Source organism: Desulfovibrio desulfuricans (assembly GCF_024460775.1).
Lineage (GTDB): Bacteria > Desulfobacterota > Desulfovibrionia > Desulfovibrionales > Desulfovibrionaceae > Desulfovibrio > Desulfovibrio desulfuricans_E.
In genome coordinates this window covers 18340-43925 of the sequence record NZ_JANFYZ010000014.1, presented here as the reverse complement: position 1 = coordinate 43925, position 25586 = coordinate 18340, and the positions used below count along the sequence as shown (strand labels likewise).

General features: G+C 57.4%; 22 protein-coding genes and 1 tRNA gene. 11 read left to right on the top strand and 12 right to left on the bottom strand.

Annotated features, from left to right (window positions below; translation table 11 throughout):
* Window positions 1-10: 10 nt before the first annotated feature.
* Window positions 11-2035, top strand: a complete 2025-nt coding sequence (locus tag NE637_RS13200) for a glycosyltransferase (RefSeq protein WP_227119234.1) — start codon at window positions 11-13, stop codon at window positions 2033-2035.
* Between the two features lie 330 nt (window positions 2036-2365).
* On the opposite strand, the gene NE637_RS13195 is transcribed toward NE637_RS13200, so the two are convergent.
* Window positions 2366-2441: transfer RNA gene (locus tag NE637_RS13195), tRNA-Glu, on the bottom strand.
* Window positions 2442-2592: 151 nt separating this feature from the next.
* On the opposite strand from NE637_RS13195, the gene NE637_RS13190 reads away from it, so the two are divergent.
* From NE637_RS13190 to NE637_RS13170, 5 genes are all read left to right on the top strand, one after another.
* Window positions 2593-3978: an NlpC/P60 family N-terminal domain-containing protein gene (locus tag NE637_RS13190; protein ID WP_227119233.1), complete on the top strand. Its 1386-nt coding sequence runs from the start codon at window positions 2593-2595 to the stop codon at window positions 3976-3978.
* The gene (locus tag NE637_RS13185) at window positions 3975-5549 is read left to right on the top strand and encodes a dephospho-CoA kinase (RefSeq protein WP_227119232.1); all 1575 of its coding nucleotides are present in this window, start codon (window positions 3975-3977) and stop codon (window positions 5547-5549) included. Before NE637_RS13190 ends, NE637_RS13185 begins: the two co-directional genes overlap by 4 nt.
* 139 nt (window positions 5550-5688) lie before the next feature.
* Window positions 5689-7746 carry an ATP-binding protein gene (locus NE637_RS13180; RefSeq protein ID WP_192113790.1) on the top strand — a complete coding sequence of 686 codons (2058 nt, stop codon included), beginning with the start codon at window positions 5689-5691 and terminating at the stop codon, window positions 7744-7746.
* 15 nt (window positions 7747-7761) lie between these two features.
* Window positions 7762-8250, top strand: coding sequence for a Cys-tRNA(Pro) deacylase (gene ybaK, locus NE637_RS13175; protein ID WP_215648650.1), 489 nt, complete (start codon window positions 7762-7764; stop codon window positions 8248-8250).
* Between the two features lie 130 nt (window positions 8251-8380).
* A complete protein-coding gene (locus tag NE637_RS13170) occupies window positions 8381-9232 on the top strand; it encodes a PhzF family phenazine biosynthesis protein (RefSeq protein WP_227119231.1) in 852 nt (283 codons plus the stop codon).
* Window positions 9233-9354: 122 nt separating this feature from the next.
* Here the strand turns inward: NE637_RS13170 and NE637_RS13165 are convergent, their stop codons facing one another.
* The 10 genes from NE637_RS13165 to NE637_RS13120 form a co-directional block, all read right to left on the bottom strand.
* Entirely contained in the window at window positions 9355-9543 is a 189-nt protein-coding gene (locus tag NE637_RS13165; protein ID WP_022659169.1) for a rubredoxin, read from the bottom strand.
* Window positions 9544-9558: 15 nt separating this feature from the next.
* On the bottom strand, window positions 9559-10098 hold the full coding sequence (locus NE637_RS13160) for a bacterioferritin (RefSeq protein ID WP_022659168.1): 540 nt from the start codon (window positions 10096-10098) through the stop codon (window positions 9559-9561).
* 107 nt (window positions 10099-10205) lie between these two features.
* Complete coding sequence (locus NE637_RS13155; protein ID WP_022659167.1) at window positions 10206-10613, bottom strand: Fur family transcriptional regulator; 408 nt, start codon at window positions 10611-10613, stop codon at window positions 10206-10208.
* A gap of 292 nt (window positions 10614-10905) precedes the next feature.
* On the bottom strand, window positions 10906-11904 hold the full coding sequence (locus NE637_RS13150; RefSeq protein ID WP_227119230.1) for a glucokinase: 999 nt from the start codon (window positions 11902-11904) through the stop codon (window positions 10906-10908).
* Window positions 11905-11931: 27 nt separating this feature from the next.
* The gene (gene rfaE1, locus NE637_RS13145; protein ID WP_227119229.1) at window positions 11932-13389 is read right to left on the bottom strand and encodes a D-glycero-beta-D-manno-heptose-7-phosphate kinase; all 1458 of its coding nucleotides are present in this window, start codon (window positions 13387-13389) and stop codon (window positions 11932-11934) included.
* Window positions 13390-13408: 19 nt separating this feature from the next.
* Window positions 13409-15394 carry a glycosyltransferase gene (locus NE637_RS13140; RefSeq protein ID WP_227119228.1) on the bottom strand — a complete coding sequence of 662 codons (1986 nt, stop codon included), beginning with the start codon at window positions 15392-15394 and terminating at the stop codon, window positions 13409-13411.
* A 61-nt stretch (window positions 15395-15455) separates the two neighbouring features.
* The gene (locus NE637_RS13135; protein ID WP_227119227.1) at window positions 15456-16637 is read right to left on the bottom strand and encodes an ABC transporter permease; all 1182 of its coding nucleotides are present in this window, start codon (window positions 16635-16637) and stop codon (window positions 15456-15458) included.
* 269 nt (window positions 16638-16906) lie between these two features.
* Window positions 16907-18094 (bottom strand): glycosyltransferase family 2 protein, encoded by a 1188-nt coding sequence (locus tag NE637_RS13130; protein WP_227119226.1) that lies wholly within the window; start codon window positions 18092-18094, stop codon window positions 16907-16909.
* 145 nt (window positions 18095-18239) lie between these two features.
* Entirely contained in the window at window positions 18240-18722 is a 483-nt protein-coding gene (locus NE637_RS13125; RefSeq protein ID WP_227119225.1) for a hypothetical protein, read from the bottom strand.
* A gap of 185 nt (window positions 18723-18907) precedes the next feature.
* Window positions 18908-19999, bottom strand: coding sequence for a glycosyltransferase (locus NE637_RS13120; protein WP_256267753.1), 1092 nt, complete (start codon window positions 19997-19999; stop codon window positions 18908-18910).
* Between the two features lie 229 nt (window positions 20000-20228).
* Here NE637_RS13120 and NE637_RS13115 point away from each other — a divergent pair, with 229 nt between their 5' ends.
* The 3 genes from NE637_RS13115 to NE637_RS13105 are packed head-to-tail and all read left to right on the top strand — an operon-like array spanning window position 20229 to window position 22914.
* Entirely contained in the window at window positions 20229-21254 is a 1026-nt protein-coding gene (locus tag NE637_RS13115) for a polysaccharide deacetylase family protein (protein ID WP_227119223.1), read from the top strand.
* Complete coding sequence (locus tag NE637_RS13110; protein WP_227119222.1) at window positions 21254-22021, top strand: alkaline phosphatase family protein; 768 nt, start codon at window positions 21254-21256, stop codon at window positions 22019-22021. The genes NE637_RS13115 and NE637_RS13110 overlap by 1 nt, the downstream gene beginning before the upstream one ends.
* Window positions 22022-22056: 35 nt before the next feature.
* Window positions 22057-22914: a DMT family transporter gene (locus NE637_RS13105; RefSeq protein ID WP_225530089.1), complete on the top strand. Its 858-nt coding sequence runs from the start codon at window positions 22057-22059 to the stop codon at window positions 22912-22914.
* A 173-nt stretch (window positions 22915-23087) separates the two neighbouring features.
* On the opposite strand, the gene NE637_RS13100 is transcribed toward NE637_RS13105, so the two are convergent.
* On the bottom strand, window positions 23088-23516 hold the full coding sequence (locus tag NE637_RS13100) for a cupin domain-containing protein (RefSeq protein ID WP_192113777.1): 429 nt from the start codon (window positions 23514-23516) through the stop codon (window positions 23088-23090).
* A 365-nt stretch (window positions 23517-23881) separates the two neighbouring features.
* On the opposite strand from NE637_RS13100, the gene trpS reads away from it, so the two are divergent.
* Both trpS and NE637_RS13090 read left to right on the top strand, forming a co-directional pair.
* Window positions 23882-24949 (top strand): tryptophan--tRNA ligase, encoded by a 1068-nt coding sequence (gene trpS / locus NE637_RS13095; protein WP_192113776.1) that lies wholly within the window; start codon window positions 23882-23884, stop codon window positions 24947-24949.
* 162 nt (window positions 24950-25111) lie between these two features.
* On the top strand, window positions 25112-25552 hold the full coding sequence (locus NE637_RS13090; protein ID WP_192113775.1) for a MarR family winged helix-turn-helix transcriptional regulator: 441 nt from the start codon (window positions 25112-25114) through the stop codon (window positions 25550-25552).
* The last annotated feature ends 34 nt before the right edge of the window (window positions 25553-25586 follow it).

Below are 25586 nucleotides of genomic sequence, written 5' to 3'. Positions count from 1 at the left end.
GTAAATCAGTATGATAAACAAAATAATTCTCTATTCAGGCACTCATGAGCAGTTTTTTTTCTCGTTTCTAAACAAAACATTTCATGAAAAATTGACTGAATTAGGATTTTTTTTCGCTGAAGATTTTTGCTCAACAGCACACAGCTCCGCATATATTACCAAGATAAATGAACTGTGCGAAAAGCATGGAGACAGCAGACTGCCAGCAGCTCTACGAAACATTGAGAAGGAAGCAACCGGGCACGAGGCCCATACGCTATGCTTGGGCCTACTTTCTATCCGGCCAAGAGTATACGCCTTCCGCAATCTTGTGCAGGCATGCAGACATATTTTTCCGGACGCGACGCTGAGCATTGCTCTCGATAAATCACAACGCGATGATATAATATTTGAACGTTACTATTCATATACTTCGTTTCGTCTTTGCAATCTTGAATTTAACCGCTTTTATAACGTAAGAAATACTTTTTGCGAAAACAATTTCAGCGATTTCATTAAATATTTGCTGCGCACTTTTGATCAAAAAAACAACTCGCTTATAACAATTGAAGATGTAGCGGCCTTACTGCATATAGATATAAAAAATCCACTTTGGGTAAACAGTTATCAGCCTCTGTGCTTTCCGATGATTCCACGCGAAGTCCTCAGTTTTGCCCAGACAACGTTGATGGATAATACCCTTCCACTGCCTCCCAATACTGTCTTCCATTGGCCCACCCAGCTTCACCGGTTTATAAACAGCGACTATCCGGCTTCACCTCATAGCCTGCTTGGGCCAAAACGCCGCACGGAGCTGCTGGCGCAGCGGCAGGCGGACAATCTGGAGGCTGCCCGGCTGCTGGGCCAGGAGCGCCTTTTTGACGAACCGGAGCCGGAGCCGGATTGGCAACCTTTTTTGGGGCTTGATGCAGCAACCGCCTTCAACATAGCACAGCATCTGGATACGGACTTCGCCCAGGCACGTCTGGCTGAACTGGACGCCATACCTGCGCATTTCCTCCAGCACGACCAGCGCCTTGTGCAGCAAGCCCTCCACGATGTTTGCGACAACACAGCAGAACCGTTGCCCTCCAGCATCAGCATAGCGCCAGAGCCACGGCTGTCAGTGCTCACTCTTGCATACAACCATGCGGAGTTTATTGCCCGAAACATTGAAAGCGTTCTAGCACAGCAAACCAGCTTTCCTGTTCAGCATATCATTGCCGATGACGGGTCAACCGATGGCACGCAGAAAATCATTTTGGACTTTGCGGCCCGATACCCACATATTGTGCCCGTATTTCGCAAGGACAGAAACAAGGCCGGCTGGAGAAACGTTCAGGCTCTTTTTGACATGTGCCGTACGGAGTACGCGGCGCTGTGCGATGGGGACGATTACTTTGCCGACCCCGCGAAACTACAAATTCAGGTAGAGTTTCTGGATCAGCACAAGGACTGCGCCCTGTGTTTCCACCCTGTTAAGGTCGTGTACGAGGACGACTCAAAACACGAGCGTGTATACCCACCTGTGGAGCAGCTTCCGCGCGGTATCAAACCTTTTTATTATTTAAGCGACTTGCTCAAATGCAATATTATCCAAACCAACTCTGTTGTGTACCGCTGGCGGTTTCGGAACGGACTGCCCGAGTGGTTCAGACCCGATTGCTGCCCTGGTGACTGGTACTGGCATCTGCTCCATGCAGAATTGGGAAAGATCGGCTTTATCAACAAGATAATGAGTGTGTATCGCAGACACAAAAAAGGCATTTACTATCTTTCAGAAGTGGATCGCCTGAAGCATAGGGCTACAGTAGGCCAGAAAGAAATTGAGGTTTACGACATCATCAATAAACACTTTGACAATAAATACAAATCAATTCTCCTCGATCTTGTTAACGGTGTGTTTGCAGATTGCCTCATGTATGATTCCAGCAGAGAACAAGATGAAGAATTTAATCCTGTTCTACCCACGTTGGTCGAAAAGTACCCCGATTTTGCCCGCCATTTTCTCGAATCGTTGAAACTGGTGAGTGCAAAAAATACCCCCGTCGCCTGACGCAAGCACGCTGCCCGTGCTGTAAAGCAAACGGCAATTCCGCTGCCTGTCGCCGCATCCTCCGAGGTTGCTCCGGTGAGCGCCAGAACGCCCAATTGGCACATCATTCAGTTTTCGACCGGATTGCAGCGTAAAAAATACAATAAAGCTGGGCTGTAATCTCGTTCCCTTATTTTGCCCTCTCTGCTCGCGTGTGCCAATCTGCACCAACCGCGTTGCACTTTATGTGGTTGACTCTGCCTCAAAGACGGGCGCTTAGCCTCCGCGAAGAAATAAATTAAATAAATAAAAAAGGCGCTTACAGCCATAAACTGCAAGCGCCTTTGAATTTGGCGTCACCAACGGGATTTGAACCCGTCTTAGCGGCTTGAGAGGCCGCCGTCCTAACCGGATAGACGATGGTGACAACGAGGAGTTAAATAAGGCCCTCAAGCCTTATTTGTCAAGCAGTTCATATGCAGGGCGGTAAAATCAGCCGTTGCCGTACCTGCGTTCAAGGTGCTAGGTATGGAGTTGCCGCTGGCGGCGGCCCAAATCTGAAGGAAGGAGCAGCCCTCATGAAATCTCGTCTTCACCTTCCCCTGCTTATCGCCTGTTTTGCCTTGTTGGCCGCATGCGGCGGCAAGGTTATTCCCACACGCGACGGCGACATGCCCACGTGGATGGGGACACTGGAAGACCTCCGGCGCTACCCGCAGAATCTGGATGTGTACGCCAAGGCCGCAGGAGAAGACAAACTGCTTGTTTCTCCTGCCGAGCAGGCCAATCAGGCGGCCAGATTTATGCGCATCACCTTTGGCCCGTGGGAAATGGCCAAGACCTCCATCCGCAAGCGTGATGTGGCGGTGCTGTTCAACAAGGCGCGCGGCTACAAAATTGGCGATGTGCGCTGGACGCAGCCGGAATGGGATGCCATGAGCGCCAACGCGGCTCTGGGTTCCTACCCCTCGCGCAGCCAGGCAGCCATAACCGTGCGTAACGCCAATCTGCGCGAACTGCCCACCAATGAAGCGCGTTTTTCCGAACCCACGCCAAATCCCAAAGCCAATCCCTTTGATTATTTTCAATATTCCCTGCTGCCCGTGGGCACACCGGTGCTTATCGCGCACACAAGCCGTGATGGCCGCTGGCACTATGTGGAATGCCCCGTGGCTGGCGGCTGGGTGGCGGACGAAGATCTGGCCCCAGTCAGCCCTGAATTCAGATACATGTACCGCAACAGCACATTTGCAGCCCTGGTGCGCGACCGCGTGAACCTTGTCACGCCAGCAGGTTCCATATTAGCCAATATCGGAGCATTGCTGCCCATGCGTAGCGGATATTCCTCGCCCGCAGACGCCAGCTCCGGCGGGCAGGCCGCAATTGAGCTGCTTGTGCCCATACGCGGAGCAGACGGCATGGCCCAACTGGCCCCGGCGTCGCTTACTACAGCAGACGCCGTTCCGTGGCCCATGCGCATGACCCCTGGCAACGTGGCCAAGGTGGGCAATTTCATGATCGGCCAGCCTTATGGGTGGGGCGGCATGTTCGGCGACAGGGATTGCTCTGCCCTCACGCGCGAACTGTTCACGCCCTTTGGCATCTGGCTGCCGCGCAACTCCGTGGCGCAGGCGCGCACTGGCGCGGTTAACATGCTTGAGGGCATGACAACCGAGGAGAAGGAAGAACAGATTCTGCGCAACGGAGTTCCCTTCCTCAGCCTTGTGGGCATGCGCGGGCATATCATGCTGTATGTGGGCAAGTATAATGGACGCCCCGCCATTTTCCACAATGTGTGGGGCGTGCGCACAGTTGAGGGCAGCGACACAGATGGCCGTTTTGTTATCGGCAGGGCCGTTGTCACCTCCATCACCCCCGGCGCCGAGCTAAAAAACCTTTACCGTACAACGACGTTTGCCGACAGGCTCCGCACGTTGAGCACCCCGGCGGATACCCTTCAGTGACAGAACTGCGCCATACAACAACAGCCGACGATGCCGGCCAGCGACTGGACCGCGTGCTGCATCAGGTTGCCTCCGAAATGTCGCGGGCAGCGTTGCAAAAAGCCGTTCAGGCCGGGCACTGCATGGTGGACGGCCTGCCGGAAACCCGCGTAAATGCCAAAATGCGGGCCGGGCAGACCATCACGTTGCGCCTGCCGGAAACCGCCACGACCTTGCAGGCTGAGGAAGGACACCTCGAGCTGCTCTGGCAGGACGAACACATGGTTGTGTGCAACAAGCCTGCTGGCCTTACAGTGCACCCCTGCCCTTCCTGCCCAGAGCAGACCCTGGTGCAGCGCCTGCTGGGGCGTTTCCCGCAACTGGGCAGGATTGAAGGCCAACGCCCCGGCATAGTGCACCGGCTGGACAAAGACACGAGCGGCATCCTGCTGGTGGCACTGACTGAGCAGGATCGCCTTGTACTCAGCGCGGCCTTTGCACAGAGGGAAGTACACAAGGAATATCTGGCCCTTGTGAGTGGTAGGCCGCCCGCAGAGGGCGAATGCCGCGAACCCATTGGCCGCCACCCCACAGCCAAGGTCAAGATGGCCGTTGTGCCGGAATCGCGCGGCGGGCGCGCAGCCCATACGGAATGGAAAACCCTGTGGACAGCGCCCGACAGGCGCTTCTCCTTGCTTGCCGTGCGCATCCATACCGGGCGCACGCATCAGATACGCGTACACATGACCCACATTGGGCATCCCCTGCTTGGCGACAGGCTCTATGCGCCCAAAGCCTTGCAGGCCCTCGCCCCGCGCCAGATGCTGCACGCATGGCGCATCAGCTTCATCCACCCGGCCACGGGCGCGGCCATGAATTTTGCCTGCCCGCCGCCGGACGACATGCTCATGGCCGCGCTTCAGGGCTGCCGCCGCATGCGCCGCGTGGTGGTAACGGGCAATCCCGGCAGCGGCAAATCAGCCTTTTCCCAGTGCCTGGCCGGTATGTCCGTGCCTGTGTTCAGCGCTGATGCAACGGTTGCCGCCCTGTACGCCCCCCATGGAGAGGCTGCACAATGGATCGGGCAGATCGGCGGCAGCGCACTGCTTACTCCAGCCGGCGCAGTAGATAAAACCGCGCTGCTTGAGGCCATGCGCACCAACCCCGTGCTGCGCCGCGAGGTGGAAAACATGGTGCACAGCCTGACGCACAAGGCGCTGGAAGCATTCTGGATACAGCAGGAATCTCTGGGTGTGCCGCTGGCAGTGGCCGAAGTGCCTCTGTATTTTGAAACAGGCTGGCAAAACAGCTTTTCGCCAGAACCGCACGTTGTCGGAGTGCGCTGCGCCATGCCCCTGCGCGCGCAGCGCATAGAAGCTAACCGTGGCTGGACGCAAGACAAACTGGAAGCTATTGAGGGCTGGCAATGGACGCAAGACCGCAAAATGGCCGCCTGCAACACAGTTGTGGATAACGAGGGTTCGCTGGAATCTTTATGCGCCCAGGCCCAGGATTTTTTGACAAGCATGCGCACACAGGATCAGAAGGATGAACAGGCCCTTGCGCTGCACCTCGCAAGTCTGTGGCAGTAACTACTGGAGTCAGATACTGTCTATCCACTCAAGTTCCATGAGTTTTTCACCTAATTTGCCATTTCTTGACACAATTCGCAGTATTCGCGTATAGGCTATCTTTAAATTTTCAGACCAAAAGCATCAGTTGAAGTAAAACATGTCAGACGCACAACAGCCGCATCAGGGCAATCTAGCCAATCCCCTGGTACTGGCCTTGGAAATATCAAGTTCAGCCCTTCTGCACGTCAGCAAAGAGCCTTTTCTCAGAGCAGCCATGGCCAGTATTGGCGAATCCTTGCACTGTGAGCAGGTGTCTCTTGTAGAATTTGACGATGATCAGTGGTCTGCCCCTGTAGTCTGGCGGTCGGGCATTCGCAGTGCAACGGCAGATATGCCAGCGGCAACGCTCAACGACATGTCGCCGGTGTTGAGCCTGTTTGAAGAGGGCAAAAGCCTGTGCGTTGCCGATACCTCGGCCATGCCCGAAGGCCCGCAAAAAGCCCTGTTTCTCTCCCGTGGAATCAAATCGGCAATCTGCGTGCCCATCGCCCACGATGGCCAGCTTTTTGGCGGCATCTGCCTTTTGCGCCACCGCTATCGCGGGCAATGGTCCATTGAGGACTCCAGCCTTTGCTATCTTTTGGGCAGCATCCTTGCCATCACGCTGACGCATTTTCGTCTTTACGGGCAGTTGCAGCGCAAGCACAGGCAACTGCACGATATTCTTGATGCTTTTACTGACCCTGTCTGCATTGTGGATATGGAGACGTACAAGATTCTTTTCGTCAACAATAGTGTTGAAGAAACCTATCCACGCAAAGACGGCACCTTGTCCAACATCTGCTATAAGAGGCTCATGGGGCGGGATACGCCCTGCCCCTTTTGCACCAATGCCATTATTGCCGCCTCCAGCGAGCCATACCAGTGGACGTATGAAAACAAGACCACCAGGCGCACCTATACGGTGGTGGACAAGGCCATCAGGTGGGACAACGACAAAACGGTTCGCCTCAGCATTTCACGCGATGTGACTGACCTGCTGCAAACCCAGCACGAAAAACAGGATGCCGTGGTGGCCTCGCAGGCCAAAAGCGAATTTCTGGCGCACATGAGCCATGAAATCCGCACGCCCATGAACGGCATCATTGGCCTCACTCATCTGGCCCTGCAATCCAATCCCAGCGACGAGCAGAAAAACTATCTGCAAAAAATCCGCACTTCCGCCACAAACCTGCTGGCCATCATCAACGATATTCTGGATCTTTCCAAAATCGAAGCCAACAAGATGGTGCTGGAAGACGCCAACTATCCGCTAGAAGACGTGCTTGAATTCGTGCATACCTCGCTGCGCTTCCCCATTGAGCAGAAGGGGCTTGAGTATGAATGCAAGCTTGGCGACGATGTGCCGCTGAAGCTCTGGGGCGACAGCCTGCGCCTCAAGCAGGTTTTGCTCAACCTCATGAACAATGCCGTCAAATTCACCGCCGAAGGGCGCATAACCCTGCGAATTGACCGCGAAATTTCTGGCGACAAAGACAGCCTGCACTTCAGGATTGCGGATACGGGCATGGGCATCAGCCGCGAATACCAGCAGCACCTTTTTGATCCCTATACCCAGGCCAATGCGAGCATCAGCCGCCGCTTTGGCGGCACCGGCCTTGGACTGAGCATCTGCAAACGCATTGCGGAACTCATGCACGGCGCGCTGTGGTGCGAGAGCGAGCTGGGCAAGGGTTCCACCTTCCACCTGAGCATCCCCTGCACGCCTGCCCGCAATATATATTGCCCGCAGGAGCAGGCCGTCGCCACGGCAGAGCCGCTGGACGGGGCCGCAGAATGCAGCATTCTTGTGGCGGAAGACAACGAGATAAACGTGGAAGTATTGCGCGCCATGTTGCGCCAGCTGGGCTTTGAATGCGATGTTGCGCCCAACGGCAAGGAAGCCCTGCGCATGGCCATGGAAACCCCATATGATATTGTGCTGATGGACGTTAACATGCCCGTCATGGACGGCCTGACCGCCACACGCGAACTGCGGAACATGCTGCCGGGAAATGACGAACAAAAAGCCCTGCCCATCATTGCCCTTACCGCCGCGACCCTGCCTGACAACATCGCCGAAATCATCAACGCGGGTATGAACGATCACATAGCCAAGCCCTTCAGCATGGCAACCCTGCGCAATAAACTCGCCAAGTGGCTTAAGCTCCACTGAGCACCCCGACAAATCATGCCTGCCGCAAAAGTTTCCAAAACCAATGCCGCCAGAATTCTTGAAGGCCTGGGCATTCCCTACGAACTGCACACTGCTGACGTGGACGAAAATGACCTGTCAGCCGTAACAATGGCGCACAATCTTGGCGTTGACCCTGCCTGCGTGTTCAAAACCCTGGTAGCCAGAGGCGACAAAACAGGCGTGCTCATGGCCTGCATCCCCGCTGCGGCGGAGCTTGACCTCAAGGCGCTGGCCGCCGCATCTGGCAACAAGCATGTGGAAATGGTTCCGCTCAAGGATGTTCGCCCCCTCACCGGCTATATGCGCGGCGGCTGCTCCCCCCTTGGAGCCAAGAAGGCCTATCCGGTTTTTGTGGACGAAAACGCCATCCTGCTTGAAACCATCTTTGTAAGCGCAGGCCAGCGCGGCGTTCAACTGCGCCTCAAGCCGGATGACCTGCTGCGCGCGGTTGAAGGGCAGTACGCCCCAGTGGCGCGCATTTAGTTGCCCCACCCGTTATTTTCTGCATAAAGCCCCCGGCCGGGGCAGACAATCACAAGCTGCCGCGTGGGTATCATCAATACTTCACGGAGCGCATGCTCTACCATCTGCCCATCCGACAAGGAGATTATGCATGCAGTATTACCACGCAGATGTGTTTTGCAAAGAACCCATGACCGGCAATGGTCTGACTGTTTTTATTGCCAAGGCCTTTCCCCAAAGCGCTGTAATGCAGCGGATTTCCCGTGAATTCAGGCAGTTTGAAACAATCTTCCTTGTGCGGCGCGGTGATGCTGCTTTTGATGCGCGCATCTTTACCGTTGAGGAAGAACTGGATTTCGCCGGGCATCCCATTCTGGGCGCTGCCGCGGCTGTGCAGCACGAATTTTTGCAGGAGGCCTCCAGCACGGTTCTGTTCAACCTGAACAGCAAGCAGGTTTCTGTTTTTTGCACAGCGCAGGGTGATTTTTATGACTGCTGTATGGATCAGGGGCCAGCGGAATTCATCTGTGCGCCAGAGCCGGAAGAATATGCTCACTTTTTGCGACCGCTGAATCTGGCGCCGCACAATGTTGCCGCCGGATTCCCCCTGGAAGTAGTATCCACAGGGCTGCCCTATCTGCTGGTGCCCCTTGCCTCAGGGCTGGACCAAGCCCGCATTCTCGTGGTGGATTATGAATCGCGTCTTGCACAGGTCGGCGCAAAATTCGCCTATGTTTTTGACGCCAGCGCCGTGGAAGGTAGAACATGGGACAATGCTGGTCTGGCGGAAGACGTGGCCACGGGCAGCGCCGCAGGGCCGGTAGGGGCCTACCTGTACAAACACAACAGATTTTCGCCCACACAGGAAATACTTCTCCGTCAGGGGCGCTTTGTGGGGCGTGACTCGGAAATCAGCATCCGCAGGGACAAAGCCAGCGGCAACATGCTGGTGAGCGGTCAGGTTCGCCTGCTCGTACGCGGGGAATGTATGCAGGGAATGTAACCACCTACGCTCAAAATATCTTCCAACTGGCGCAAAATGTAAGGCCCGTCTCCTTCTCTGCCTCGGCAGCACAAGGGAACGGGCCTTTTCAAAACTCACCGCAAGGGTGTTGGATTCCTGGCTTAACCTTCGTCACTCAAAGGGCGAAAGCTCTTTTTTGTTGCCCCGCATACAGGGCACTTCCAGTCTTCAGGCAGATCTTCAAAACGGGTTCCAGCCGGTATCTTGTGGCGTTTGTCGCCCCGGTCGGGGTCGTAAACGTAACCGCAATTAACCATCTGGCAACGCCACATATCCTTGGGTTCAGCCATCTTTTGCCCCGCCTGTTAGCCCGCTGCGGGCGTTGCGGTCACAAAGCCCTTGCTGGCAGGGCCAGTTGTGGAAGGCGTACCGGCAATCTTGGCAAGGTAGGTGTCGCCAAGTTTTTTGATATGCCCGTCAATATTGTCGTAATAGGTCAGGTGGGCCTGCTCTTCGTCAATGATCCGTTCAAAAAGACGGGCAGAAACAATGTCGCCCGCATCCTTACAGATGGCAAGAAAACCGCTGTAAGCCTCGATGGTGACTTCTTCCTGATTGGCGTCAGCCTCATAGATAGCAGTCACTTCCTGCCCGGTGACAATCTTGCCGTCTTTCTGGGTAGTGGGCTCGCCGCCCAGTTCCTTGATGCGTTCGGCAAAATTTTCGGCATGACGCATTTCGTCAATGGCGATAAGCTTCATGTTGGCAGCAAGCTCGCCATAATCCATATCGTCCAGATTGTAGTGCTGGTTCATATACTGATGGATGGCGAACAGCTCCATGGCGCGCGCCTTGTTCAGTACTTCTATGACTTTAGCCTTCCGGCTTTCCCTGTTTTCAGCCATGACGCAAGCTCCTTGGTTATAACAGGTTCAAGATGCTATTTGCATAATACGAATAGCAAAATCTCACAAGCAGCCACCGCGCACACGGAAAAACATTCGGACAACAGTTACTGGGTTATTTCAAGCGATCTCGCGCAGGTTTCGCACACGCCGTCGTATTCCACCCGCGAACTCAAAATACTCGCAAAACCCATTGCCTGCATGCCTTCAACTGTGGGGGCCTGCTTGACGTCTTCAACATCGCCAACCCGGCCGCAATAAATGCAGCGAACATGCTGATGGTTTGAAATGTCACCGTCAAAACGTTTGGTTGATCCGGCAGCTTCCAGACGGCGGATCTCGCCGCTGTCTGCCAGAAAATCCAGATTCCGGTACACAGTACCCAGGCTTATTCGGGGCAAACGCTCGCGCACGATGCTGTACAGCTCATCCGCAGTTGGATGGCTCTTGAGCTTGCGCAGTTCTTCCAAAATAACTGCCCGCTGCCGGGTCATTCGTGTTTGTGTTTGAGCCATGCCAGCCTCCAGTGTTGCTAAAAATTACTGTTATCGCGGATTACTGTCAAGCCCAAACTCAACCAAAAGACTAAGACTTTTGCCTGGCGAAAAACAGTGCGCAATGGCTGCTTATCGGAAATATGGTTCCCATGCTGAAAAAAAATGCCTTGCGGCGGCTCCAGTCCAGCTAGAGCGCTCACGCCCACAAGGCGCATAAAAACATACCATCGCAGTGCGGGTAAATAAATAACTTTCAGAAAAGCGTCAAGGCGTAACCCCAAATTGCATCAGTCCGCAGGGCCGTGATTGCCTAGCCGCTTTTTTCAGCACGGGGAACGCGGCAGGACAAATGCTCCGCAGCCGCACACGCCGCACCCCACAGGCCGCTGTTGCCATCGGTGACAAGATAAATGGGGACAGAGGCCGCAATGCCGCCGATATCGGGCACCAGACCAAGTTCTTGCATAAAGGCCGGATGCGTCAGACACAGGGGATTTTTGGCGGCAATGCCACCAGCAATCCACAACCCGCCACGGCAGAGCGTGGTCAGTATCCACTGACGGCAAAACCGGCCCCAAAATCTGGCATACCACAATAGCGTGGGCGTTTCGTGCGACAGGGCCTCAGCGCCCACGGCAGGGGGATAAAAAAACTGGCCGGAAAGATAGTAGTGCAGCACGGAGAGCCCTTCACCGGAAAGCACATTTTCCGCCGTGGGATAATCGCGGCCCAGTTCGCGGGCCAAAAAAGCCTGATAGGCCTGCTCTTCCGGCCCCACAAAGGCAAAGGCAGTATGCCCTGCCTCCGAGGGCACGGCCACCCAGCTTCCGGCAGGGTCAGGGTCGCCCGAGCGCACCAGCATGGCTGCGCCAAGGCCGGTGCCAGCGCCAAGCACGGCCCGGGTTTCTCTGGATTCGTCAATGAATCTGGTGCTGCTGCGCACAAGTGCGGCAGCAGCGCCGCAGGGCGTCAGCGTGGCAAAGGCCTGCGCGCTGAAATCGTTGAGCAGCAGGCAGCAGGCCATGTTGTACTGCTGCGCTACGCCATCAAGGTCTACGCGCAACTGTCCGTTGGTGAGTTTGCCGCGCAGGCCGCTCACAGGCCCGGCAAGGGCAATGACGAGGGAATCACCCGCAGAGAATGAAGATTGCAAGAGCTGCTGCATGGCTTGCAGCACATTATGGGCATTGCCCAGATCAGCCGACTTTGCCCACACAGCAGACATAAGCGTGAGATTGCCCTCATACACTGTGAACAGGGCAAACCTTGCGTTGGTTCCACCTATATCTGCTGCGAAAATGCGTTGCATGTACGGCTGAAAACTCCGGATGCTGGCCTAGGTGACATCCCGCTGGTTATCGATTTTGCGCACGATGCCCGTAGTGCTGCAACCGTCTACCAGGCGGGCAAGATAGACCCTGCCGCCCCCCTGCTGCACAACATCGGCCCCAACCACATTGTCGATGGTATAGTCGCTGCCTTTCACGAGCACGTCAGGTCGCAAGGCCGAGATGAGTTCAAACGGGGTATCTTCGTCAAAAAGCACAATGGCGTCCACGTCTGACAAAGCAGCCAGCAGCAAGGCACGGCTGCTTTCGTTCTGGATGGGGCGGGTCGGCCCCTTAAGGCGGCGCACGGAGGCATCGCTGTTGAGCCCCACAATCAGGTGATCGCCCTGAGCGGCGCTCTGCCGGATAAGGGAAATGTGGCCAGGATGCAGCAGGTCAAAGCAACCGTTGGTAAAAACCACAGTTTCGTTTTTTCTGCGCCATTCTTCAATTTTTTCAACAAGGTTCTGAACGCTAAAAAGCTTGGGATTGTCGGCCTGCTCACGCAGCGCCTCGTTAAGCTCTGCAATAGACACGGGTGCAGTGCCCATTTTGCCCACGGCGACCCCTGCCGCCGCATTGGCAAGGTGCATGCTTTCGGCCCAGGGCAGGCCTTTTCCCACGCATGCTGCCAGAGTGGCAATGGCGGTATCGCCTGCGCCGGAAACATCGGCCACTTCGCGCACGGCGGCGCGGCAGTAAACAGGTGCTTCGTCAGGGGTGAACAGGGCCATGCCCTTCGGCCCCCGCGTTATGAGCAGGCGTTCAATGCCGTAGCGTGAACGCAGTTCCCCGGCAAGGGTTTCACGGCGGGGCCTGCTGAGCGTTAGGCCAGCGTCCAGCCCGCAGGCTGCGTCAAATTCCCCGGCATTGGGAGTAACGCAGTGTGCTCCTGCGTAACGCCGCCAGTCGCTGCCCTTGGGATCAACCAGCACGGGGATGCCAAGCCGGCGGGCTTCTTCAATGATTATCTGGCACAGATTGCAGCCGCTGGCCGATTCAAGCAACACGCCCTTTGCGTAGTCAGAAAGAATAACCGCATGCCGCCCCGGCAACAGGGAAAGAACCTGTTTTTTCAGAGCTTCAGCTTCTTCTGCGCCGAGCGGAGCGCTTACTTCCTCGTCAAGGCGCAGCAGTTGCTGCCCCTGCGCAAGAACGCGCGTCTTGCAGGTGGTGCGGCGACTGGGCGAAACGGCCAGGCCGTCCGCAATTCCCTCAGCCGCGAGCGCCGCGCGCAGGTCGTTGGCTGCGGCATCCTGCCCCACTACGCCAGCAACAGCCACATCAACGCCCAGGCGCACAAGGTTGCGCGCCACGTTGGCAGCACCACCAGGCACAGACCAGCGTTTTGCCGCAGACACCACAGGCACCGGGGCTTCGGGAGAAATCCTTTTGACCTGGCCTGCAATGTAATGATCAAGCATCACATCGCCCACAACCAGTATGCGTACTCCGTCAAAATTCATGACGCTCTCCCGGCGTGGTTCAGGCCTTGCCGCAGGCTTTTTTGATCAGCTCGGTCAGCCGGGCTTCCGTTCGGTCGGTATCCACAAGGGTAACTACCGACTTGCGGGCGGCCTCGCCAAGGCGCTTGCGCTCCTCGGGACGGGAGGCAAGAGCTTCCAGAACGTCCGCCAGCGTGCCCACGTTGTCTTGCGGCACAAGGCGTCCATTGCCGCCGTCCGTAATGGCTTCCGCATGGCCCGGCAGATCGCTGGCAACCACCGCAAGGCCAAAGGCCAGGGCTTCAACCAGAGCCGAAGGCACGCCGTCGGCATCTCCGCCAGTGGTCTTGCGGCCAGGAGCCACAAAAACATCCGCCCGGTTGTACATATCCGCCATGTTTTCATGGGGAATCTGCCCGGCAAACTGTACCGAACCACGAAGCCCGAGCCGCCAGACAAGCCAGCGCAAACGCAGTTTTTCCGGCCCCTGGCCCACAAAGGTCAGCGAAAAGTTCACATTTCTGTCGGCCAGCAGGCGGCAGGCCCGAAGCAGAAGATCGTACCCTTTGCGGCGTGCAATGGTGCCCACAGCCAGCAGGTTGAAATCCGCAGCCTTATCCGCATCATTGGCGGCATCGCCCCCGGCGGGCACGGGCATCTGCTCTTCCATTTCCTCCGGCGGCGTGAGGGTAAGGGGATCGCGGAGCACGAGCAGTTTGTCTTTCAGCTCGGGCAGCAATTGCAGCATGGCATCGCGCGTGGCTTCTGTGTCGCAGCGCACAAATTCGGCATCCGCACCCTTGGCGGCCCAGTTGAGGCCAGGTTCCGTCATATCCTGAGCGCGCACGGCAAAAGCATACGGCACATGCATAAGGCGCGAGGCAACCCAGCTGGCCGTGGCTGGTCCGTGGGCCCCTGCTGCATAGAAAAATTCAATCTTTTCTTCCTGGCCCCAACGCGCCAGCATGGCCCCGGCGCAAAATGCGCGCAGGTGATCCCACCAGCGGCTGCCCCAGCGGCCACGCCCCGGCAGTTTGCGCCAAAGCGCCCACAACTGGGAGGAAGAACCGCGCATGAGCCTGAGCATACCCAGGCAGGCCGCAAGCACACGCAAGGCACCTATACGCCGCACAGCCAGCGGCAGGGCGTAGCCCTCGGGATTGCCCAGAAATCCATTATCGCGGATGGCGTAAATACGGGTGAGCAGGCCCGCCGCGTGCATACGGTGGGCCTCATCCATAAGGCACTGACCGGAGGCCTCGGGAAAGCTCTCGGCAACCATGGCGCCGCGCACCACAGGGGCAACCCCCTGAAGCAGATTGTGCGAAATGGTGTCGGGCATCTGCGGCAGGTTGCGCTGGCGGCAGTGCAAAATGCCGTCTTCAAGGGTGTAGATGCTGTCGCAGAATTCGGCCATCTTGGGGTCATGCGTAACCATGACCATGGAAACGCCGCCCGTGTGGCAGAGCGAACGGAAATTATCCATGATAAGGCGGCTGGTTTTGGCGTCCAGCGCGCCCGTGGGTTCGTCAGCCAGCAGGATACGCGGATTGTTGACCATGGCGCGGGCAATGGCCACACGCTGCTGCTCGCCGCCCGAAAGGCGGTTGCTGCGGTAGTGCACACGCGCAGAAAGGCGCACAAGCTCAAGGGCGCGGATAACCCGCTCCCAGCGCTCTTCTGGCGGAATCTTCTCAAATATCAGGGGGAATTCAACATTTTCAAACACAGTCGAGTGGTCAAAAAGGTTGCTCGACTGCATGACAAAACCCATGGTGCCACGGCGGAAACTGGCAGTCTGCTCACGGTCGAGCGTCAGCACATCCTTGCCAAGAATTTGCAAAGAGCCGGAATCAGGCGCGTGCAGCATGCCCAGCACGTGCAGCATGGTGGATTTACCGCAGCCCGAAGGCCCCATGATAGCCACCATCTCGCCGGGAACAACTTCGATATTCACGCCACGCAGCACCGGTGAAAAACCGGCGTAGCATTTATATAAATCTTTGGCGACTATAACGGGTGCCATGATCCACCTTGTGCATGTGCGGCAGAGCCGCAAGAACGCGGGGCAACCCGCGCATTGTGTGCTATTCGAATCGCAGAGCGGTTACCACGTCCATACGGCTTGCCTGCATGGCAGGGAACAGACCGCCCGCAATGCCTATGACGGCAGAAAAAACGATGCTTCCCAAGCTGCTGAAGAACAGCAGCGAGTACGAAACGCCCGTTCCAAGCGATAAGGAACCGATCTCGACCAGCGCGCAGCCAATGAGAATGCCAAATATGCCGCCAGCAACCGATTTGCACAGGGCCTCGGCCAGGAACTGCGCCAGTATGTCTATATCCGAGCCGCCCATGGCCTTTTTAAGGCCCACTTCGCGAGTTCTGGCCCGAACTGCGGCAAACGTGCCATACCAGATGCCAAAACCGCCCAGCATGAGCGATGCGGCAATACCAAGCCACAGCAGAGCCTCAACCCACATGAAGGTGGTTTTGATGCGTTTGAGCTGATCTTCCTGCGTCTGCACCACAATATATGGGGCAGACTGATGCTCGCGCACCATCTGAGGAATAATTTTGACAAGCGGCGGCACGTCTTCCCACCCGATAGCGCGGATAAAGAGCCTGCGCACCTTGCCCCGGCCCCAGTTGCGGTCGGCCATGGTGGTATAGGGCAAAAAGCCGCCCTGGCTCCAGCTGCCGAGCATGACGCCGCTGACAACGCCCACCACTTCAAAAACATCCTGCTCCAGAAAGAGCAGCTTGCCTATGGCTTCTTCCGAACCGCCGAATAAATTTCTGGCCGCATCCCTGCCTAGCAGGCATACCCGCCTGTGAGCGTCCACATCTTCCTGATTGAGCAGCCGCCCGGCCACCAGATCAATGGAATAGACCTCGGCGAAATACTGGTCGATGCCGATAAAATCCACATTAAGCGTGCGCTCGCCGGTGCCGCGTATGGGGAAATTTTTGTTGTCGCGCAGGTTTCTGCTCACCAGGCTGACGCCGGGCAACTGGGAAAGGGCTTCCACAGTTTCAGGATAAAATTCTCGGTCGGGCTGGCCGGGGTACTGGGCGTCATCCATGTATACCTGGATGACGTTGACGCCACCCATAAGCACCATGTCCTGCCCCACCTTGTACCGGATTTCGCGGCCAAGTACCGCCAGGACGATAAACGCCGTGATGCCCAGGGCGATGGAAAGCATCACCCCGAAGCCGCGCTGGCGCACAACCTGCCTGAGGCTGACGCGAATAAGGTCTGACATTGCAATCATGGCGCAATCACTACTCTGACAAAAAACGATAAAAAAAGCCGTGGCTTATGCCGCGCACATGCGCAACGCCATTGCCGCATCCTGCTGTCGGGCTGCATACAGATATATTGCATCCGGCCCGTGACAAAAGGGCAAAAGACGATACACGCCACCATGGGTGTATGTCAAAGCCTCTATTTCCATACCCTGTCACGGACTGCATGCGCAAATAAAAAAGAATCTGGCGCACCACGCCTCCATCAGGAGTGGTTTCAACATTGCTATTTTATTCCCTGACTGTGTTCAGAGCGCAGCACTACCCCGCCCTTGCCGACTTCATACCGTATGCCGTGCCAGACAATATCCCACGACTTTATGCTCTGCCAATAAACAGAGGTGAACATGCGTACGGCGTCCGCAAAGGCCATGCACCAGCGCCACAGCGGCACGGGCTTGGCAAGCAGACCACGCCACAGATGCAGCGCGCTCACCATCGCCGCCAGCCAGAACAGCCCCAGCAACACGCCGGCGCCGCTGCCCACGTTCACAATCCAGCCCAGAAAGGCCAGGGCCGCGCACACCATGGGCAGGGCCATCATAACACACATGAGACCCAGCAGCTTCCACTGGCCGGGCATGCAAAACTTGAGAAAAAGCACCTGCCTGTCCATCCAGGCCCGCCAGACGGGCGTGGAGTGATTAACGGCATCGGTGTGCAGCAAAGCGCCAGGGCAGAGCCGCACTTTTGCGCCGCGCACCTGAAGCAGAGCCGTGAGCGAGCAGTCGTCCACCACGTTTTCAAGCCACAACTGCGCCACGCCGTATTTTACATAGGCCTCGCGGGTCATGGCCATAGCGCCGCCCCACAACTGGGTAAAGGCAGACATGGCTTGCAGGTAGCGCATAAGCATGACGCACAGCGTATAGGCCAGCGTTACGGGCTGGTCGTCGCGAGGCTCCACCACATGGTAACCGGTGCTGAACGAAGCCTCGCCCCTGGCCATGGGCGCCGCCAGATGCCGCAGAAAATCGGGTTCCGCCATGTGAGTGCTGTCGCAGAACACATAGACGTCCACTTCATCGCCCAGAGCGGCAATACCCTGAAGGCTGTTATGGTTTTTTTGCCCGCAACCCGTGGCGGTGCCTGCCACCACATGACGCAGAGCGGGAAAATCCTGCTTGAGTCTGCCTACAAGCTCGGCGGCGGGTTCATTTTCTTCCGCAGTAACGAGCACGGGGACAAAACGGGGGTAATCCTGGGTCAAAAGGCTGCGCAACGCGCCTTCCATGCGCGGATCGCGCCCGGCCACGGGCACAATCATGCCCACAGAAGGCCATTTGTCTTCAGGTATGGCGCGGTTGGCCTCGGCTTCTTCCTCAATACGGCGGGGCATGCTTTCGCCCCTGCGGGCCAGAATATACAACAGAGCGCATTGGGAGGTGGCCAGCAAAAACCATATCCAGAACATAGGCACTCCTTCATGTTATCGTTGGATGGATCAGCAATCGGCAGCAAGGACATGAACCCTTTGCAGCGCTTGCTATAAAAGCATGTTCGGGCAAGCCATACAGGAGCAGGACGTAAAAACGCCCCGCCCGCAGCGCAAATTTTTATTAGGGCAAGGGGGCGCAGTCTTCTGGCGCAAGCGGCGCATCGTGGATGCGCTTGCCCTCCAGACGTACGTTCATGCCGTTCTTCAGGCTGATGACGCCCTCGACTTTATCGGCAGAAGCAAGACGCCCCTTGAATGAATGCCCGGATGAATGGTGCGCCTCAATATCATTGTTACGCACCGTTCCATCTATGTGGTACACGTCAACCTTGCCGTTGTACAGACGCAGGTGCACCACGCCGCGCACAGTGCCCTGAGCGGAAACGCACACGCCCACACGGTATGTTGATGAATAGAGCGAGCCTGTCCAGAGTTCGCGCACTTCCACAGGGGTGTTGGCAGCAGACGGCGCTGGAGTTGCTGTGTCCCCGGCAGGAGGGGGCGTATTTTTCTGTTCGCCGCGCTGTTCCACCAGGGAGCCGGAATTTTGGTCCTGCGCGGTTTGAACTTCGGCAGCGCGAGCCGCAAAAACACCTACGGTCATCAGGCAAAGGCAGGCGCAAAGCGCCGCAAGACACAAAACTGCATATTTCAGCCGCGCGCGCCTGAGCCGTATTGCCCGCGTTGCCTGTGCAGCCCTGGAGCATGCACGCAGTGAATTTTGATCTAATTCCATATATTCCTGCGCCTTCCGCACTTGGGCAGAAGACTGATTGACAAGTTCAGCCGTCAGTTGCGGCGCAAGCCAGCAAAAACGGCCTGATGCGCCTCCACCATGGCAGTGAAGGAAAAATCCTGCTCTACGCGCAAACGCCCGGCCTGGCCCATGGCCTCGCACAGCGCGCCGTCTTCGAGCAGACGGCAGCAGTTTTCCGCCAGGGCCGCCACATCGCCCGCCTGTGAAAGCAGACCGTTCTGACCGCTCTCCACCAGCCGTGGAATGCCGCCAACCGATGTGGCGCACACGGGCAGGCCGCAGGCCATGGCTTCAAGAATCACATTGGGCTGACCTTCGCGCACGGATGAAAGTGCAAAGATGCGCCCAGCGGCATAGTGCCCGCGCATATCAAGCCCGCCGGGGATAAAGTCCACGTTGCTTCCGGCGGCGTGTTGCGCGGCCCACTGGTGCAGGTTGGCCTCTTCCGGGCCATCCCCCACAATGCGTAAACGCGCCGAGGGGTGGCGTTGCAACACAATCTCAAAGGCTCGCAAGAGGGTCAGATGATCCTTGTCGCCCGCAAGGCGCGCCACGCAGACAATCTCGGGCGCACGTGCCGAGGGCGCAGCCCCGGACGGCGCAAAAAATTCTGTATCCACCCCGTTGGGGATGTAGCTCAAACGGGATTGCGGCAAGCCGAAATACAGCAAAATTTCATGCAATGCTTCGGAATTGCAGATCATATGATCCGTAAGCCGCCAAAGCCAGCGTTCATGCTGCCGCTTGGGGCCGCCACCGCCACGGCAGGTTCCCACAATACGCGGGACTTTTTTTTCGCCAAGCCAGCCCAGCCGCCCCCAGATGCGCCCCCATATATTGGGCAAGGCCGTGCAAGGCACGATGACATCTGGCTGCAACATGCGCAGCTTTGAATACAGGGCAGCGAAAAACAGGGGAGGCACCTTGCGGCCATGCCCCATGTGGTGCAGCTCTATGCCCGCATCCCGCGCGGCTTCATCCAGATCAGTGGGGCCAGTGAGCGTAAGCATGACCGGCGTAAAACGAGTTCGATCCAGGCGGCGGGCCAGTTCAAGAGTCTGGCGTTGCGTACCGCCATAACAAAGATCCTCCATAAAAAAGAGGATGCGCTGTGGGATGGTCATGCTTCTCCTTCAGATAACCGGACGGCGTAACGTTACGGCACAAAAGCCGAGCAGCCGTATGCATTATTGTATGCATTCCGCCCGGTTTTGCAAGGCCGCCCAAGCCACACCCTCATAATATATTTAAAATACAAGCAATTATTTTATGACGCCTTGGGCATCCCCCCAGGAGAGCGGCCTGTGCGCGCCCCGCATTGCCATGCGCCCTGCTTGGGCTTACACTTGGAGTATGACTGACTGCACCACCGATACATCCTTCAATAATCAGGCCGACAAACCCGCCCTGCGCGTGATTGTGAGCCTTGATGTGGAAGAAGAGGGGCTGTTTTCCGGCAACTATGCGGCGCAAGGCTGCGGCGTGCGCAATGTGGCCCTGCTGCGCAGGCTTGCCCCCCTCACCAGCGAACTGGGCTTTCCGCTCACGCTGTTTTGCGCGCACACGGTTTTTGCCAATGCCGAAGCCTGCTCCCATCTGGCCTGGATGCGCGACCACTGCAATGCGGAAATCGCCGCGCACCTGCACCACTGGAGCACACCGCCTCTTGGGGATGACACGGCACAGCCCGCCACGCAAAAACAGGGGCCGCCCACCCGCACAGACCGCCTGCCGCGCGAACTGCTGCGCCAGCGCCTGCGCACCCTGCTGGATGCCGGACGCGAATTTCAGGGCGCGGATCTGACCAGCTTCCGCATGGGACGCTGGGATCTCAAATCCGTTGTGCGCCCATTGCTGGCGGAGGAAGGCTTCACCTTTGACAGTTCTGTGTGCCCCTTGCGCGTCTTCCACGACGGGCCGGATCACTTTCTTGCGCCTTCCGACCCGTACTGGCTTGAGGACGCCCCCGGCCTGCTGGAATCGCCGGTTACGCAGATTCCGCTTTCGCGCACGCTGGCGCGGCTGTGGCATGGTTGCGCCAGGGGCGCGGCCTGGGCCGATTCCTTTCATTTTTGGGGAGCGTTGAGCCCCAACCCGGTGTGGCACAGCGCCGCCGTCATGCGGGCGGCTACGCGCCTGCACATGGCGCGCGGCGGACGGGTTTTGAGCCTGTTCTGGCATTCGTCAGAGATGCTGCCCGGCGGCTCGCCCAACATTCCCGATCAAAAAGCCGCTGATGCCCTGTACAAAAAGATTTATGACTTTCTGGCGTGGCTGGCGCGCAATTACGCGGTGCGTGGGCTCACCGCCGCCCAACTGCGAGAGCAGGCTCCCGGTCTGGACTTCGGCCCCCGCCCTGCAGGCAAGGGAGACTGGTAATGTCCCGCGTGGTCTTTGTGCTGCTGGATGGCCTTGCCGCCGCCACGGCCCGCCGCTGCATGAGCTACATGCAGTCGCTCACCGATGCTGGTCTGGCGCGCCATACTGTGTTGCAAGGCGAACTGCCGCCGCTCTCCCGCCCCATTTACGCCACCCTGCTCACAGGCCTGCGCCCGGCGCAAAGCGGCATTATGCATAATGATGATGCCCGGCTCTGCCCCGCGCCCACCATTTTCAGCCGTGCACAGGCAACAGGCCTGACCACCGCCGCGGCTGCCTACCACTGGATGAGCGAACTGTGCAATGTGGCCCCCTTTGAGCCAGGGCGCGACCGGATTACGGACGATGCGGCCCTGCCCATTGCCCACGGCCTGTTTTACTGCACTGATGCCTACCCGGACGATGAGATTTTTCACGATGCAGCCTGCCTGCGGCGGCGCCATGAACCGCATCTGCTGCTGGCGCACAGCATGGGCATTGACAACGCAGGCCATCTGCACGGCGCAAACAGCAAAGAATACCGGGATGCCGCCCGCAGGGCCGATGGCCTGCTGGCCCGCTGGCTGCCGGAATGGACGTCGGCAGGCTACGCGGTACTGGTCACCAGCGATCACGGCATGGACGACGACGGCCGCCATAACGACAACAGCGAAGCCAGCCGGCGGGTTCCCCTGTGGCTGGCGGGCGAAGGGTTTAAAAACACCCCCCTGCCCACAGATCAAACGCAGATTGCAGGGCTTGTATGCCGTGCGCTCGGCATTGAATAACACCCTGCACCTCCACAAATATCATGCGGCAGAACATGTTTAACGGCTATGTATGGATTTTGCTGGCGGCCCTGCTGTGGTCGCTGTTGGGCGTTGTTTCCAAATTCTGCCAGCATGCGGGCGTATTGCCGCTCGAAACGGCCTTTTGGCGGGCGGCCATTGGCTGCGCCTTTTTCCTGGCGCATGCCGCTCTGACCGGGGGCCTGCGCATTCCCTTGCGCCATGCCCTGACATTTATGCTCTTTGGCGCATGGGGCGTCGGGGTGTTTTTCGGGGCCATGCAAATGGCCATCAAGCTCAGCGGCGGCGCAACCGCCGTGGTGCTGCTGTATACGGCCCCGGTGTGGGTGGCTGTTTTTTCGCGCTTTCTGTTTGACGAGCACATAACACGGCGCAAGGCGCTGGCCGTGCTCATTGCCCTTTCCGGCACGGCGCTGGTCTGCTTTTCCGGCGGCAGCCTGCCGGGGGAAACTTCCCTTGAGGGCATTGGTTTTGGCCTGCTCTCCGGCCTGTGCTACGCCACCCACTATCCCTTTTACCGCTGGTGGCAACGCCGCTATTCCACAGCCAGCATTTACGGCTTCATGCTGCTGGGCGGTGTGGTGGCCCTTGGCTTCAGCGGCCCGGTGCATGTGGATCACGCCCCCGACACATGGGGCTGGCTGTTTGCCCTTGGGCTGCTCACCTGCTACATGGCCTACATCTGCTACGGGCAGGGGCTGAAACGCATCAGCCTTGTGCGGGCCGCCGTTACCTGCCATCTGGAGCCGGTTCTCGGCACTCTTTGGGTCTGGCTGTTCTGGAACGAAAGTTTCAGCGCGTCCGGCTGGCTGGGCGGCGCGCTGGTTCTCAGTGCGGTATTTCTGCTGACCACGGACAAAACCAGCGAATAGTGCTGATAGCTGGATGATATTGCCTTAAAGACCAAAAGTGTCCCCGAATAACACCCGTTCCACAAAATACAAACCCCATCAGACTTTCAAAGATGCAGCGTACGGACTGCCGTGCCTTGTTTGCCTGATGGGGTATATTTATCGGGCCGACCTTGCCCTGACAATCCGAAGCGTTAGCGCTGGCCGATCACATCCAGAAATACCAGAGGCACGTTGCCGCTGCATTTGAGCGCGTGGGTATCGCCAGGACGGGCGATGGTGATGTCGCCGCCTTTTACCGGAGTTTCCTTGCCCGCGCTGTCGGTGAACACGCCCTCGCCGGAAACGATGATGTAAGCGTCTTCATTGTTTTCATGCTTGTGCATGCCAATGGAAGCGCCCGGTTGCAGGGTCATCCAGCCGATTTCCTTGATAACCATGTCCTTGGAGGCATCGTTGCGGGTAAAGCCGAACTGACCAAACAAGGTTCCCTGACCGCCCGCCACGTTATCGCGGTTCCATGTTTTCAAGGAATCCTTTGGGTAGAGCTGCGGTTCGCCCGCAAGAGCCGTTCCGGCAAACACCAGTGAACACAGCGCTGCGGCAAAAAGCATCTTTTTCATGATCACACTCCCGTTGCATGAACACACTCTATAAATTCACATAACGCAATGAAATCACAGAACAATAAAAACGTATCAGCATGCAGGCGGCAAGCTGCTGCTGACGCCCAGACCATACGCCCGCGCAATGCCGCCCGCAAGTGAATAATTTCCCAATCAAAACGCCGAAGTCTCGTCCTTACCGGCCTTGCCCCTTGTGGCCTGCGCATGCTTGGTGTATACGAAAACGCCTACGCCCTGCCGAATGTGCGAACATTGCGGCACGGTTGCATATTTATGGAGCAAGCCCGCTCCGTACTGCAAAAAATTCACGCATGGAGGCTGCGTTCCTGATGTCCTTGCCCAGAGGGCATACGCAGAACATTATGAGCAATATCATTCTGACCGGGGATCGCCCCACGGGTAAGCTGCACATCGGACACTTCGCCGGCTCGCTCAAACAGCGCGTTTTGCTGCAAAATTCTGGCAAATTTGATGAAATCTACATCATGCTGGCCGATGCGCAGGCTCTGACCGACAATGCCGACAATCCTGAAAAAGTGCGCAACAACATCCTTGAAGTGGCGCTGGACTACCTTGCCTGCGGCATTGACCCGGAAAAGTCCTCCATCTTCATCCAGTCGCAGTTGCCGCAGCTTTATGAGTTGAGCTTCCACTATATGAACCTTGTCACCGTGTCGCGCCTGCAGCGCAACCCCACGGTCAAGGCAGAGATTGCCCAGAAAAATTTTGAGCAGAGCATTCCCGTGGGATTCTTCACCTACCCCATCAGCCAGGCGGCAGACATCACGGCTTTTGAAGCCACCGCCGTGCCGGTTGGCGAAGACCAGAAGCCCATGCTGGAACAGACCGTGGAAATCGTGCGCAAGTTCAACAGCACCTACGGTGAAACCCTGGTGGAACCGCAGATCCTGCTGGAACAGAACGCCGCCTGCCTGCGCCTGCCCGGCATTGACGGCAAGGCCAAGATGAGCAAGTCCATCGGCAACTGCATCTATCTGAGCGACTCCGAGAAGGAAGTTCACGACAAGATTTTCAGCATGTTCACCGACCCAGGCCACCTCAAGGCTTCCGACCCCGGCAAGATTGAGGGCAATACCGTGTTCACCTATCTGGACGCCTTTGCCGTGCCGGAAGACTTTGCCAAGTTCAATTCGCCCTACCCCAATCTGGACGAAATGAAGGCCCACTACCAGCGCGGCGGCCTTGGCGACGTGGCGGTGAAGAAGTTCCTCAACGAGGTCATGCAGCAGATCCTCAGCCCCATCCGCACCCGCAGGCAGCAATACGAACAGGACATTCCTTTCGTCATTGACGTGCTCAAGAAAGGCACGGAAAAGGCCTATGACAAGGCAGCCAAAACTCTCGAAAAGGTTCGCCGGGCCATGAAGCTGAACCATTTTGAAGCGGGCCTCAAGCTGCAATCCAAGTAAGCAACCCACACAGGCGGGCTGCACGGAGCGCAGATAATTGCGCCGTATCATGTCAGTCATCCCCGGCAACGCCATCAGGCAGTGCCGGGGATTTTTGCTTCTTCTGCGGTGCGCGGCTCATGACAGGCTTGACATTAGTTCTATATCGAATAAAATGCCCCCATGAAGACCGATCACATTGTTGCCCTTATAGGCCGGGTGCGCGAGCAGGCCAACAACCTTATTGTCGCCGAGCTTGAAAAGCGCGGGCACAGCGGCATGGCCCCCTCTCACGGCGCCATTTTGCAGGCCCTGTTTACGCGCGGCCCCATGCATATGAGCGCGCTTGCCGAGGCAATAGGCAAACAAAAAAACACTGTGACTACACTGGTCGGCAAACTGGAGCAGGCGGGCTACGTAACCAAATCTCCCTCGCAGGAAGATTCGCGGGTTACGCTGGTTTCCCTTTCCGGCAAAGCACTTGCTGCCAAGGCTGATTTCGACGCCATTTCCCATACGCTGCTTGATGCCGTGTGGGGCGACATGCCCCAAGCCGACAGGGAAACCCTTGTTGCCGGGCTGGAAAAAGTGCTGCGCAACATCAGCCTGAAAACCATATTCTGATACCCGCAAAAGCATCCAACGCACTGTGCTTTGG